Source organism: Sulfuricaulis sp. (assembly GCF_024653915.1).
Classification (GTDB): domain Bacteria; phylum Pseudomonadota; class Gammaproteobacteria; order Acidiferrobacterales; family Sulfurifustaceae; genus Sulfuricaulis.
Window position 1 is genome coordinate 80,245 of record NZ_JANLGY010000009.1, and the last position, 13,224, is coordinate 93,468.

11 protein-coding genes are annotated in these 13,224 nt (G+C 57.7%); 8 read left to right on the forward strand and 3 right to left on the reverse strand.

All coding sequences use genetic code 11. From position 1 onward, the window contains the following. Positions 1-4 precede the first annotated feature (4 nt). From hisS to NUV55_RS05135, 5 genes are all read left to right on the forward strand, one after another. On the forward strand, positions 5-1,282 hold the full coding sequence (gene hisS, locus NUV55_RS05115; RefSeq protein WP_296670957.1) for a histidine--tRNA ligase: 1,278 nt from the start codon (positions 5-7) through the stop codon (positions 1,280-1,282). Next, positions 1,279-1,917 carry a tetratricopeptide repeat protein gene (locus NUV55_RS05120; RefSeq protein WP_296670958.1) on the forward strand — a complete coding sequence of 213 codons (639 nt, stop codon included), beginning with the start codon at positions 1,279-1,281 and terminating at the stop codon, positions 1,915-1,917. The genes hisS and NUV55_RS05120 overlap by 4 nt, the downstream gene beginning before the upstream one ends. Then, entirely contained in the window at positions 1,914-3,056 is a 1,143-nt protein-coding gene (bamB, locus tag NUV55_RS05125) for an outer membrane protein assembly factor BamB (protein WP_296670960.1), read from the forward strand. Before NUV55_RS05120 ends, bamB begins: the two co-directional genes overlap by 4 nt. A 98-nt stretch (positions 3,057-3,154) precedes the next feature. Beyond that, entirely contained in the window at positions 3,155-4,540 is a 1,386-nt protein-coding gene (der, locus tag NUV55_RS05130; RefSeq protein ID WP_296670961.1) for a ribosome biogenesis GTPase Der, read from the forward strand. Between the two features lie 108 nt (positions 4,541-4,648). Beyond that, positions 4,649-6,787 (forward strand): serine/threonine-protein kinase, encoded by a 2,139-nt coding sequence (locus NUV55_RS05135; protein ID WP_296670963.1) that lies wholly within the window; start codon positions 4,649-4,651, stop codon positions 6,785-6,787. 72 nt (positions 6,788-6,859) lie between these two features. Here the strand turns inward: NUV55_RS05135 and NUV55_RS05140 are convergent, their stop codons facing one another. From NUV55_RS05140 to NUV55_RS05150, 3 genes are all read right to left on the reverse strand, one after another. Further along, positions 6,860-7,702, reverse strand: a complete 843-nt coding sequence (locus NUV55_RS05140) for a peptidoglycan DD-metalloendopeptidase family protein (protein ID WP_296670964.1) — start codon at positions 7,700-7,702, stop codon at positions 6,860-6,862. After that, positions 7,692-9,062 carry an exodeoxyribonuclease VII large subunit gene (xseA, locus tag NUV55_RS05145; RefSeq protein WP_296670966.1) on the reverse strand — a complete coding sequence of 457 codons (1,371 nt, stop codon included), beginning with the start codon at positions 9,060-9,062 and terminating at the stop codon, positions 7,692-7,694. Before xseA ends, NUV55_RS05140 begins: the two co-directional genes overlap by 11 nt. A 66-nt stretch (positions 9,063-9,128) precedes the next feature. Further along, positions 9,129-9,458, reverse strand: coding sequence for a hypothetical protein (locus NUV55_RS05150; protein WP_296670968.1), 330 nt, complete (start codon positions 9,456-9,458; stop codon positions 9,129-9,131). 180 nt (positions 9,459-9,638) lie between these two features. On the opposite strand from NUV55_RS05150, the gene guaB reads away from it, so the two are divergent. From guaB to NUV55_RS05165, 3 genes are all read left to right on the forward strand, one after another. Next, positions 9,639-11,096: an IMP dehydrogenase gene (gene guaB / locus NUV55_RS05155; protein ID WP_296670970.1), complete on the forward strand. Its 1,458-nt coding sequence runs from the start codon at positions 9,639-9,641 to the stop codon at positions 11,094-11,096. A gap of 96 nt (positions 11,097-11,192) precedes the next feature. Continuing rightward, complete coding sequence (guaA, locus tag NUV55_RS05160) at positions 11,193-12,767, forward strand: glutamine-hydrolyzing GMP synthase (protein WP_296670971.1); 1,575 nt, start codon at positions 11,193-11,195, stop codon at positions 12,765-12,767. Between the two features lie 197 nt (positions 12,768-12,964). After that, complete coding sequence (locus NUV55_RS05165; RefSeq protein WP_296670973.1) at positions 12,965-13,138, forward strand: YqaE/Pmp3 family membrane protein; 174 nt, start codon at positions 12,965-12,967, stop codon at positions 13,136-13,138. Positions 13,139-13,224 lie beyond the last annotated feature (86 nt).

The window sequence follows — 13,224 nt, forward strand, 5'->3', positions numbered from 1 at the left end:
TCCATTGAGCAAGGCCATACAGGCCGTACGGGGCATGAATGACCTGCTGCCGGAAGCGGTGGAACGCTGGCAACGGGTCGAAGCCAGCGCGCGTGACGTTATGTGCGCCTATGGTTACCGTGAAATCCGTCTGCCGTTACTGGAAAAATCCGAGCTCTTCGCGTGCTCCATCGGCACTCAAACCGATATTGTCGAGAAGGAGATGTACAGCTTCGAGGATCGCAGCGGTGAAAATCTCACCTTGCGGCCGGAGGGCACGGCTGGCTGTGTCCGCGCTGGCATCGAGAATGGATTTCTGCATAACCAGATCCAGCGTTTGTGGTATGCCGGTCCGATGTTCCGTCACGAACGCCCGCAAAAAGGCCGTTATCGCCAGTTCCACCAGATTGGCGTGGAGGCGTTCGGCATCGAGAGTCCGGATATCGATGCTGAGCTCATATTAATGTGCGCGCGCCTGTGGCAGACGTTGGGGCTGGATGGCCTGTCTCTGGAGCTCAACTCGCTGGGCACTCCGGAATCCCGGACGGCGTACCGGACCGAGCTGATGCGATACCTGTCAGCGCGACGCGACCAGTTGGACGAGGACAGCCTGCGCCGGCTCGAAAAAAACCCGATGCGTATACTCGACAGCAAGAATCCCGCGATGCGCGAAGTTATTGCTGGTGCGCCAAACCTGCACGATCATCTGGATGAAGGTTCGCGCGGCCATTTTGAACGTCTTGGCGAATACCTCCGTGAATCAGGCGTGGTCTTCGCTATCAATCCACGTCTGGTGCGCGGACTCGACTACTACACCCGCACTGTGTTCGAATGGACCACCGACCGGCTTGGCGCGCAGTCGGCTGTCTGCGCCGGTGGTCGCTATGACGGGCTGGTGGAGCATCTGGGCGGAAAGCCGACCCCGGCGGCCGGTTTTGCCATTGGCATGGAGCGGCTGGTTGAACTGTTGGCACTACAGAGCGATTCGCATCCAGCCGTTCGACCGCATGGTTATTTAATCCTGCTGGGTGATGAAGCTGAGAAGCGGGGCCTGAAGCTTGCCGAAAGCCTGCGTAGTGCGGGATTTCGTATCGAACACAACTGTGGCGGTGGCGGACTCAAGGTGCAGTTCAAGCGTGCGGACCGTAGCGGTGCACGCCTGGCGCTGTTGATCGGAGAAGATGAAGTCCGAAACGCTTCGATCACGATAAAAAATTTGCGTGACGGCGCACAACGCTCGGTTGCACAAAGCGAGCTAATCGATTTACTGCTTAAAGACACTCCACGAGGAACAGCACCTTGACTGCTTACGAAGAACAGGAAGATCTGGACAGACTCAAAACCTGGTGGAAGACCTACGGCAATTCAGTGATCTTCGGCATCCTGTTGGGCGTGGCCATTCTTGTCGGCTTCCGTTACTGGACTCAGAACAAGGAACTGAAGTTACATACCGCTGCTGGTCTTTATGAGCGCATGTTTCAGGATGTTTACGCTAAAAAATCCGGTGATGCCCTTAAATCGGGCGAATTACTGATCAACGAATATTCTTCTACGCCTTACGCCGGCATGGCCGGTCTGATGCTGGCGCGCATGGATTTCGAGGCCGGTGATGCAGCCAAGGCGCGGGAACGTTTGCAGTGGGTGATGGAGCACGCCGACGATGCTGCGGTCAAGCATGCCGCGCGCATGCGCTTGGCGCGTATTCATCTGGGCAATGGAGACAAGGAGGCGGCGCTTGTCCTTCTCAATGTCAAGGACCGCGCAGGTTTTGAGACTGAATACGAAGAACTGAAAGGGGATATTCTTGTGGCACAAGGCCAGCGCGATGGCGCTCGCACGGCCTACCGCGAGGCGCTTAAGCACTTGCCCACCAGCTCACCCTACGCGCCGATTCTTAATATGAAGCTCGATGATCTGGGACCGGAGAAGACGCCATGAATAAAACCGCAGTGGCCTTGTGTCTTCTGTTGCTCATGCCAGGCTGTGGCGGCGGTAAAACAGTGCGCGAGGAACCGGCGAAACTTCAGGAATTCACCGCTGAAAAACGCATAGTGGAAATCTGGACAGCAGATAGTGGCGCGAGCGCGGTCAAGAAAGCCGTGGTCTTGTCACCTGCGCTGGATGGCGACGTGATCTTCACTTCTGACCCCAAGGGGCGAGTGCGTGCGTTCGCCGCTGATAGCGGCCGTGAACGGTGGGAGACACGTGTAAGTCAGCTGGTGACGGGAGCGACGGCCGCTGGTGACGGGTTGGTGGTGGTTGCCACGAAGAAAGGTGAAGTAATCGCGCTTAATCGTGTGGATGGCCGACGTCTCTGGACCAGCAACCTGTCGAGCCTGGCGCTGGCGCCAGCGGCAATCAGCGCCGGTGTCGTCGTGGTGCAATCGGTGGATGGCAAGCTCACGGGGCTGTCGGCGGCGGACGGCAAGCGTTTGTGGCGACACGAACGTACTGAGCCGCCACTCAGTCTGTATGGCACTGCCAGGCCCGTGATTGTCGACGATGCAGTATTGACCGGCTTTGCCAGCGGCAAGGTGGTTGCGCTTCAGATCCGCAGCGGCAAACTCCTGTGGGAACTGCCGGTGACTCAACCGCAGGGACGCAACGAAGTGGAGCGTCTGGTGGACGTTGACGTCTCACCGGTGGTGGTGCGCAACGTGCTGTATGCCGCCAACTATCAGGGCAAGATCATAGCTCTGGACGCGCAAACCGGCCGCATCCTGTGGTCGCGCGATGCGTCTACGTTCTCCGGCATGGATTCGGACGCGAACAATATTTATCTTACCGACGATCGCGGCAACGTGCTGGCCTTCGATCAGCGCACGGGAGCCAGCGTCTGGAAGCAGGAACAGTTGCGCGCACGCCAGTTGAATGCCCCGCGTTATGTAGATGGTCTGGTAGTCGTAGGAGACTTTGAAGGCTATGTTCACTGGTTGTCGAGTGACGACGGCCACGTTGTCGCACGTCATCGGATCGGCAGTAGCGCGGTCCGGGCCCAGGTACTGGTGAGTGATGGCAAGCTTTACGTAAGCAATCAATCAGGCAATATTGCCGCGCTGCGCCTTGAAAAGAATTAGCAAAAATATAAACCGCCAAGGCGCCAAGGCGCCAAGAAGTGGAAGTTGCAATATCTAAATTTTGGCGTTCTTGGCGTCTTGGCGGTTAAATCTTTTATATGAAACCCGTTATCGTTCTTATCGGCCGGCCTAACGTCGGCAAGTCCACGCTTTTTAACCGTTTGACGCGCAGTCGCACGGCGTTGGTAGCCGATGCTCCGGGACTGACGCGCGATCGCCAGTATGGCGATGGTCGGGTCGGCGATCGTCCGTATTTTGTCGTTGATACCGGCGGCGTGGTTTCCAGTCTTGTCGCTGCAAAAGATCACGGTGATGTGAAATCCGGTGTTACCGCCCAGGTGCGTACCGCGCTGACAGAAGCCGATGCCATCATTCTTATCATGGATGCGCGCGAAGGCATTCATCCAGCCGATCGAGAACTGGTGGCGGACCTGCGGCGCCAGGGGAAGCCGGTGTGGATCGCGGTGAACAAGGCGGAAGGACGTGACCCCGCCACGGCAGTCGCGGAATTTTATGCCTTGGGGTTTGGGGAGCCGACGGCCATTTCCGCCGCGCACGGGGAGGGCGTGGAAGATTTGATCCAGCGAGTGCTGGAAGAGCTTCCGGTGGCAGATGAAATCGAGCAGGATGAAAATGTTCCGCGCATCGCCGTCATTGGTAAGCCCAATGTCGGCAAATCCACGCTGGTGAACGCGATGTTGGGTGAGCAGCGTGTGGTGGTGTGCGATGAGCCTGGCACCACGCGCGACAGCATCCGAGTGCCACTCGAACGCGATGGACGACGCTATGCACTTATTGATACTGCCGGAGTGCGCCGACGTGCGCGCATCGATGACCCGCTGGAAAAATTCTCGGTGCTCAAGACGCTCCAGGCCATTGACGAAGCGAATGTGGCCATACTGGTGATCGACGCGCATGCCGGTGTGGCCGATCAGGACGCCTCGTTGGCCGGTTATGCGCTGGAGGCCGGGCGCGCACTGGTGGTTGCTGTGAACAAATGGGACATCGTGACGGAGTCCGAGCGGACTTGGGCCAAGCGCGAAATAGAACGCAAGCTGTCGTTTCTCGATTTTGCCCGCGTACATTTCATTTCGGCGCACACCGGGGTGGGTGTGGGCGGCCTGTTTCGCTCGGCGGACGAGGCTTATGCCTCGGCCCACCGGATCATGACCACCCCGAAACTGAACCGTATCTTGCAGGCGGCGGTGACCGCTACACCGCCGCCCCTGGTCCATGGCCGACGCGCCCGCCCTAAATATGCTCACCAAGGTGGCAAGAACCCGCCCCGCGTGGTGATTCATGGCAATCAGGTGGCCTCGCTGTCCAAATCCTACCTCCGCTATCTCGCCAATACCTTTCGCAAGGCATTCCACCTGATTGGTACGCCGGTGCTGATCGAATGCCGCCAGGAAGAGAACCCGTATCAGGGCAAAAAAACCGGTATTAGCAGGGACGGACGCCGGAAAAAGCGCCGCCGCTCGTGAAATTCACGTGATCTATACTGAAAAAGCAGTTTGGAACATATAAACAAAACCTTTTTATGTCATCGCAAAAAATGGGATTTCCGGATCAGGGGCTTAACGGGGCATGACGTGAGTGCATTTCATAAGAGCGCCCTCCAGTCAGGCTACCGGCTGGCGGAATACACAATTGAATCGGTTCTGGGCCATGGTGGTTTCGGAATCACTTACCTTGCACACGATACGGCGCTGGGTGCGCAGGTGGCCATCAAGGAATATCTACCGCACGAGATCGCCAATCGGGAAGACAAGACTCAGGTGCTCCCGAATCCCGAGCGCGATGCCGTACGCGATTTCCAGATCGGTCTGAAGAATTTCGTGAAGGAAGCGCGGGCGCTGGCGCGATTCAAGCACCCCAATATTGTCCGCGTATTGCGTTATCTCGAGGCCAATGGCACGGCTTACATGGTCATGGAGTACGAGGAAGGGCAGAGCCTGGCGGATTACCTCCGGCGCAACGGCCCACGCCTGGATGAGCAGACGCTTCTTCGTGTTTTCATCCCGATCCTTAATGGCCTGACAGCGGTGCACGAGGCTGAAATGTTGCATCTCGACATCAAGCCGGAGAATATTTACCTGCGCAAGGACGGCAGCCCGACATTAATTGACTTCGGATCGGCGCGTCAGGGTTCTGCCCATATACACAAAGTGGCGCTGACTCATGGTTATGCCCCGATGGAACAATATCCGGACAAGGGCACGCCGGATCCGTCGACCGACGTCTATGCGATCGGGGCTTCCATGTACCGTTGTGTCACCGGAAAAAAGCCCGACGATTCGCTGGAGCGCTATGAAGCCGTTTTGAAATATCAGGTGGATCCACTGACCCCGGCAGTGAAGGCCGGCGGAAATTCCTATCAACGCAACATTCTGGAATGTATCGACTGGGCCATACAGGTCTATGCCCGTGATCGGCCGCGATCGGCGCGTGAATTCCAGGATGCCCTCATGGGGAAAGGCAGTCGCGCACGTTCAGGCAACATCAGTCAGCCTGCGACTTTCAAGCCTCGGGCATCGGCGTCTGTTTACCGCCGTCCGCCACCTGCCACGCACAGTACCCGAAACGGTTCCAGTTCAGCCGCGGTGGGTTGGATGGCGGCGGGTCTGATGGTGGCCAGTTTGACTGTGGCAGGATTTTTATACTGGTCTGATATCAAGACGCATCTGAACCTTTTTGAAAGTGAACCAACCAGTCAACCGGCACCCGTTGCCGTGTCTGATAATAAGACCGCTGTTGCATCGGCTGAACCGTTTGTGACAGCACGTCAGGCGGTTTCCCCTGTGGCAACGCCACCCGAGACAGCCGTGACATACGCGGCGACCTTTCCGTCTGTGCTGGCGAAAACAATCACCGACCACCAGGACTGGGTGCAATCCGTGGCTTTTTCTCCAGACGGAAAGTGGTTCGCCTCGGCCGGTCTCGACAAGACTATCCGGCTTTGGGTTGCCGCCTCAGGCACAGCGCTCGGCACCTTGCGCCAGAGTTATGCCGTGAATGCGGTTGCCATTTCTTCCGGCGGGAAATGGCTGGCTTCCGCTGGGGACGATGGCACCGTGAGGTTGTGGGAGGCCAAATCAGGAACACTGCGCGGCGCCTTGAGTGGCCCGGGTTACGCGGTTTATGCCGTGGTGTTTTCTCCAGACGGGAAACTCGTTGCCGCCGCAGGCAAAGACCGTTTGGTGTTTGTGTGGGAGGTGAATGACGCTCGGCGCATGTATGCGCTGGAAGGGCACACGGGAGACATATATTCGCTTGCCTTCTCGCCGGATGGAAAATTCCTGGCCTCCGGCGGCGCAGATAAGACAATACTTGTCTGGAATTTAACCCACGGCCTCGAAGCGATCAGAATGGCCGGCCACAAAGACAAGATATTGTCGTTGGCATGGGCTCCGAATAAAAAGTGGCTGGCCTCTGGCGATTCGGGGCAGACGGTTCGCGTTTGGGACGCGAGCAATGGCACATATATTCGGACGTTGACGTACAATCAGGCTGTCCTGTCGCTGGCTTATTCCCCGGACAGCCGCTGGTTGGCCTCCGGCCTGGCTGACAAGGCGATTCATATGTTCGATGCCAGTGATGGAGCGCTGATGAAGACTCTGGCTGGCCACCAGGATCACGTTCAGTCCTTGGTATTTTCACCCGATGGATCGCAGCTGGTATCGGGCAGTCGCGACAAAACGGTCCGGCTTTGGAAGACCAAAAACCCCTGAAAAAATAATTCACAGGATTAACAGGATTTTTCAAGATTTACAGGATTAAGTTTTTGGAATTTTGAAATCCTGTTAATTCTTGTTGTCCATAGCGTCTTGCGGCAGGAACAGCGCTGGATCGACCCGGCTGTTATTGAGGCTGACAGTCCAGTGCAGATGCGGACCGGTAACCCGTCCGGTCATGCCGATCTCACCAATTTTCTCGCCAGTATTCACATGCGCCCCGCGCCTGACCAGGATGCGGCTCAGGTGGTTGAGCATGCTGATGAGCCCTTGGCCGTGATCGATAAAAACAGTTTTGCCATTAAAATAATATTCACCGGTCTCCACTATGGTGCCCGCCAAGGGCGCTGCCACGGGTGTACCCGTCGGTCCGGCAATATCAATACCGCTGTGCGGCTGACGCGGTTCGTCATTGAAGAACCGTCGCAGGCCGAAGATGCTGCTGATACGACCGCGCGCTGGTTGGGAGAACTGCAGGGAATTCAGTGGGCGGTCTGTCCAGGTGGTAAACAACTGCCGGATGATTTCCTGCTCACGTGTAATGCGCGCCAGGTCCTCTGCTGAAGGCTCAACCATGCGTTTATCCTTGATGGTTAGACGTTGCTCGGCATAGTTTTTTGGCTGCACGGTAAATGAAAATTCATGTTGTTGGCCCTCGCGATCGCTGACCTGAATGGCCTGTAGACCGGGGGCGAGGGACAAGGGCAGGCCGACTACCGCTTGCCACTTGCCGGCGTGTGAAACAACCAGGACCCGTTGGTTGTCGTATTGCACCACGGGTGCTGGCTCGGTATCTGAACCCAGCGGGATAATCACGATACCGCCCGGTACCGGATTTTCGCGCGGCAAGGGCTGCGCCTCAACCGAGGTGCCAAGCAACAGGACCAGCAGAGGCCAGGCCCTAATCCTCATGGGTTTTTTCCACCAGACAATCCAGCTGGCCATGCGCCAGTCGCGCCTGTACGCGATCTCCCGATTTGATTTTGCGGGCATCTGTCACAATGGCATTGTTGTTTGGCCGTTGCACAATGGCGTAGCCACGTTCCAGCGTGGCCAGTGGGCTCAGGGTATGCAGACTTTGCATGAGTTGACGCATCCGCGAATCGGCCAATTCCAAACAACGTTTCATGCCGGTGGTGAGCCGGGCATATAAATGACGATGGTTCAGCGTCAGCGCCTGTAATCGTGGTTGCGGCGATTGATGATGTAAGCGCGCGATAATGGTCTGCATCTCCGACCGTGCCTGACGCAGGATAGTTTTTTCTGCCAGATAAAGCCGCTGGACAAGGGTCTTGAGGTTTTGCTGCAAGAGCGCGATGTAGTTACGCGGGTGTACCAGGCGCGCGCCGAGCCAGTCGAGATGTTGCTGATGGCTTCGCAGCTGTCCTTGTACTCCGGTGAACAGACGCGCTTCGAAGCGCGCAAATTGCGCCAGCCACACCTGCTGGTCCGGGCTCAGCATTTCCGCGGCGGCCGTGGGCGTCGGCGCACGCGCATCGGCCACCATGTCGGCGATGGTGAAATCGGTTTCATGTCCGACACCGCAGACGATTGGAATCGGACAGGCGTAAATGGCTCGTGCCACGATTTCTTCGTTGAAGGCCTGCAGGTCTTCAAGCGAGCCGCCACCGCGCGCCAGAATCAGCGCATCGCAATCTTCGCGCTTGCCCGCGATCCGGATCGCGTCGGCGATTTTTTCTGCCGCGTTCTCGCCTTGCACCGCTACCGGATAAAGCAGCACGGCAATTCCGGGAAAGCGACGACGCAATGTCGTGAGAATATCGTGCAACACCGCGCCCGAAGGCGAGGTGATAATGCCGAGGCGGCGTGGAAGCCCGGGCAAGGGTTTCTTATGCGCGACATCGAACAGACCTTCTTGCAGCAAACGCTGCTTGAGTGCATCGAAGGCGCGCCGCAATGCGCCTTCACCAGCATCTTCCATGTATTCGATGATGATCTGATAATCACCACGTCCCTCGTACAGGCTGACACGGGCACGCGCCAGTATGCGCAGACCATCCTTGAGTATGATACCGAGCAGGCGCTGATGCTGACGGAAGAAGGCGCACCGGACCTGTGCCTGTGCATCCTTGAGCGTGAAGTAGACGTGGCCTGAGGCGGGGCGGGAAAGATTGGAAATCTCGCCTTCAATCCAGATGGGCGGAAAGCTTCCTTCCAGCAGCACCTTGGCTTCGCGGTTCAGGCGCGAGACTGTGTATACGTCGCGTGATGGCGTTGTGGCGGGAGAAATGGGTTCCATTCCTTGAAACATAACTCATTTCATGAAATAAAAAAGCCGGGCAGCGCCCGGCTTTTTGTATCAAGATTCCTGCTGCGTTTACTGGATCTTGGTATTGGGATTAGCGTTGTCCTTTGCCTGCTGTTGCGCCAATTTAGCCTCTGTTAGCGCTTTCTTCGCCAGTTTCATGGCCTTATTGTACTCGCTCTCGCGCGTGACGCTGTCACTGGCCGCGGTGGCGGCATCCATGGCTTCCTTGGATTCCTTCAGGAACTTTTCAGTATTGCTCCACAAGAAGCCGGTCTTGTTGGCCAGCTTGATTTCGTTTTCCGCCTGGGCGGCGAGCTGGTTATATTCCTCTGTGTTGATGGTGCTGGCGCAGCCGACGAATGCCAGGCTTATTGCGCACAAAATAAGCGTATGTTTCATCCTTATTCCTCCTGTGTCTGACCGTGTCCAGTACTGACGTCACCAAGGTAAAATACATTCCCGACAAGGTCAACAAGAACTCTGCCATTATCGTAAGGGCTTTGTGATCTTCGGGAATAGGCGTGCGGCGCCTGCCGTCGCGCCTGTTTACGGGCACGGGGTCGATCATTATAATGCGCCATGCGAATTGTCCAGGAAGCCCTCACATTTGACGATGTCCTGCTGATTCCTGCCCATTCCAGCGTCCTGCCCAGGGACGTGGACCTGAAAACCTCCCTGACGCGTACGATCAGCCTCAATATCCCGCTGATATCCGCGGCCATGGACACCGTAACCGAGGCACGCGCCGCAATCTGCCTGGCTCAGGAAGGGGGGCTTGGCATCATCCACAAGAACCTCACGCCGGCGCGGCAGGCCGAAGAGGTGCGCCGCGTCAAGAAGTTCGAGGCCGGCATTATCAGCAATCCGATCACGGTCACGCCCGACACCACTATCCGCGATGTCCTGGAACTGACGCGCGCGCAGCATATCTCCGGTGTACCGGTGACCCAGGGCAACAAGCTGGTCGGCATCGTGACCAGCCGTGACCTGCGCTTTGAGACGCGCTACGACGAGCCGGTATCGCGCATCATGACACCGCAGGAAAAGCTCGTGACGGTCAAGGAAGGCGCGGGACGCGACGAAATCCTGAAGCTGCTGCACCAGCACCGCATTGAAAAAATCCTCGTGGTGGATAATAAATTCGGTTTGAAAGGCCTCATCACGGTCAAGGACATCCAGAAATCCACCGAATATCCGCGTTCAGCCAAGGACCCCAAGGGCCGCTTGCTTGCCGGCGCCGCCGTCGGCGTCGGTGCCGGCACCGAGGAGCGCATTGAAATGCTGGTGGACGCTGAAGTAGATGTGATCGTGGTGGATACGGCCCACGGTCATTCGCAGGGCGTGCTCGACCGCGTGCGCTGGATCAAGAAAAAATTCCCGGACATGCAGGTGATCGGTGGCAATATCGCCACGGCCGAGGCGGCCAAATCGCTGCGTGAGGCCGGCGTGGACGGTGTCAAGGTCGGCATCGGCCCGGGCTCGATCTGCACCACGCGCATGGTGGCCGGTGTCGGCGTGCCACAATTGACGGCGATCGCCAATGTCGTGGAGGCGCTGAAAGGTACCCAGATCCCGGTGATCGCCGATGGCGGCATCCGCTATTCCGGCGATATCGCCAAGGCGCTGGCGGCTGGTGCGCACACGATCATGGTCGGCAGCTTGCTGGCCGGCACCGATGAATCGCCCGGCCAGGTAGAGATCTATCAGGGACGCTCGTATAAATCCTATCGTGGCATGGGTTCGCTCGGCGCCATGGGCGAGGGTTCGAGTGACCGCTATTTCCAGGAAGGCGCCAAGGGCGACAAGCTGGTGCCGGAAGGCGTCGAGGGTCGCGTGCCCTACAAGGGGCCGATGATCAACATCATTCACCAGCTCATGGGCGGTCTGCGTTCCAGCATGGGCTATACCGGCAGCGTCAACATCGAAGCGATGCGCACCAAGACCCAGTTCGTGCGCATCACCAATGCCGGCATTCGCGAGTCGCACGTGCACGACGTGACGGTGACCAAGGAAGCGCCAAACTACCAGCGTGAATAAGAAAGAGGAACCACGGGGAACACGGGGGAAAGAAGAACGAGAAATTAACACGATGGCGCTCCATTCCTTTCCCCTCTTCCCCGTGGTTTAGCTCCTATGACCGATCCGCATTCGCAAAGAATCCTCATCCTAGATTTCGGCGCGCAATACACCCAGCTGATTGCGCGGCGCGTGCGCGAGGCCGGCGTGTATTGCGAGTTGTTTTCTTATGACGCCCCCGTCGAGGAGATACGCAAATTCGCTCCACGCGGGATCATCCTTTCCGGGGGCCCAGAATCCGTGACGCTCACGGATACCCCGCGCGCCCCCAAAGAAATATTTGATATGAAAATCCCCATTCTCGGGATTTGCTACGGCCAGCAGACCATGGCGGCGCAGCTCGGGGGCAAGGTTGAGCCCGGCGACAAGCGCGAATTCGGTTACGCGCGGGTACGCATGCACGGGCATTCGAAACTTTTCCGTGACCTGCGCGACGAGAAGGAAACATCCGGTGCGGAGTGGTTGCACGTGTGGATGAGCCACGGAGACCGCGTTACCCGGCTGCCCCCGGGTTTCAAGGTCATCGCGGAAACACCCGCCGCGCCATTCGCCGGCATTGCCGACGAGGCGCGCGGGTTCTACGGCATCCAGTTCCATCCCGAGGTGACGCACACCACGCAGGGACGTTCCATACTGCAACGTTTTGTGCACGACATCTGCGGCTGTGGTTCGCTGTGGACGCCGGGCAACATCATCGAGAGCATGGCGCAGTCAGTGCGCGCGCAGGTTGGCAAGGATGAAGTGATACTCGGCCTGTCGGGTGGTGTCGATTCCTCCGTGGTCGCGGCGCTGTTGCACCGTGCCATCGGCAAACAGCTGACCTGCATTTTTGTGGACAACGGCCTGCTGCGCCTGAACGAGGGCGATCAGGTGATGGAAACCTTTGCGCGTCACATGGGCGTAAAGGTACTTCGGATAGACGCGGAAGACCGGTTTCTTTCGGCGCTCAAGGGCGTGGCCGATCCGGAAAAGAAGCGCAAAATCATCGGCGGCGTCTTTATCGGTGTTTTCGAGGAAGAGGCGGCCAAGATCAAGAACGCACACTGGCTGGCGCAGGGAACGATTTACCCGGACGTGATCGAATCGGCAGCGGCCAAGACCCGGAAGGCGCATGTCATCAAGTCGCATCACAACGTCGGTGGACTACCGGAGAAAATGAACATCAAACTGCTCGAGCCGTTGCGCGAGCTGTTCAAGGACGAGGTGCGCCGTATTGGCGAGGAGTTGGGGCTGCCGCACCAGATGGTCTACCGCCATCCTTTCCCCGGGCCGGGCTTGGGCGTGCGTATCCTCGGCGAGGTGAAGAAGGAGTATGCCGAATTGCTGCGCAAGGCGGATGCGATTTACCTGGAAGAACTGTACCGCCATGACCTCTACGACAAGATCAGTCAGGCCTTTGCGGTGTTTCTGCCGGTCAAATCCGTGGCAGTGCTCGGCGACGCGCGCGCCTACGATTACGTTATCGCATTGCGCGCAGTGGAGACGGTGGATTTCATGACGGCCAACTGGGCACCTATCCCCTACGAAATCCTCGGGACTATTTCCAATCGCATCATTAATGAAGTTCGTGGTATCTCGCGCGTGGTCTACGACATCTCCGGCAAGCCGCCGGCCACCATTGAGTGGGAGTGAGAAAAAGTATAACTAACTGTTTAAAAGAAAAAATACACTCTTATCGCTAATACAATAGGAAATTTGCCGGCGACCGTCGTGTAGCAAGCGGCGCGCGGCGAAGAGTCACCACCGCTGCCTGCGGTACCGCACAGACAAGACCGGCGCCCAGCCTCAATCTGCCAGTCAACAGTCCATTCCATTCTGAGGAGTTCCCTATGCCCGTCACTGCGACTGATGCGTTCAAGGTTCTTTTTGCCATCCTCCTGCCGCCGCTCGGCGTATTCCTGGAGGTCGGCTTTAAAGGCCATTTCTGGCTCAACATCCTGTTGACCCTGCTGGGCTTCTTTCCCGGGATCATTCATGCCCTGTACGTCATTATCAAGCACTAGCGCGATTGGCGCGGTCGTCAGGGAAAATCAGGATAGGCTCTGAGCTGCTCGAGCACGAACTCGCCGAGAAGTTCATGCTCACTGGC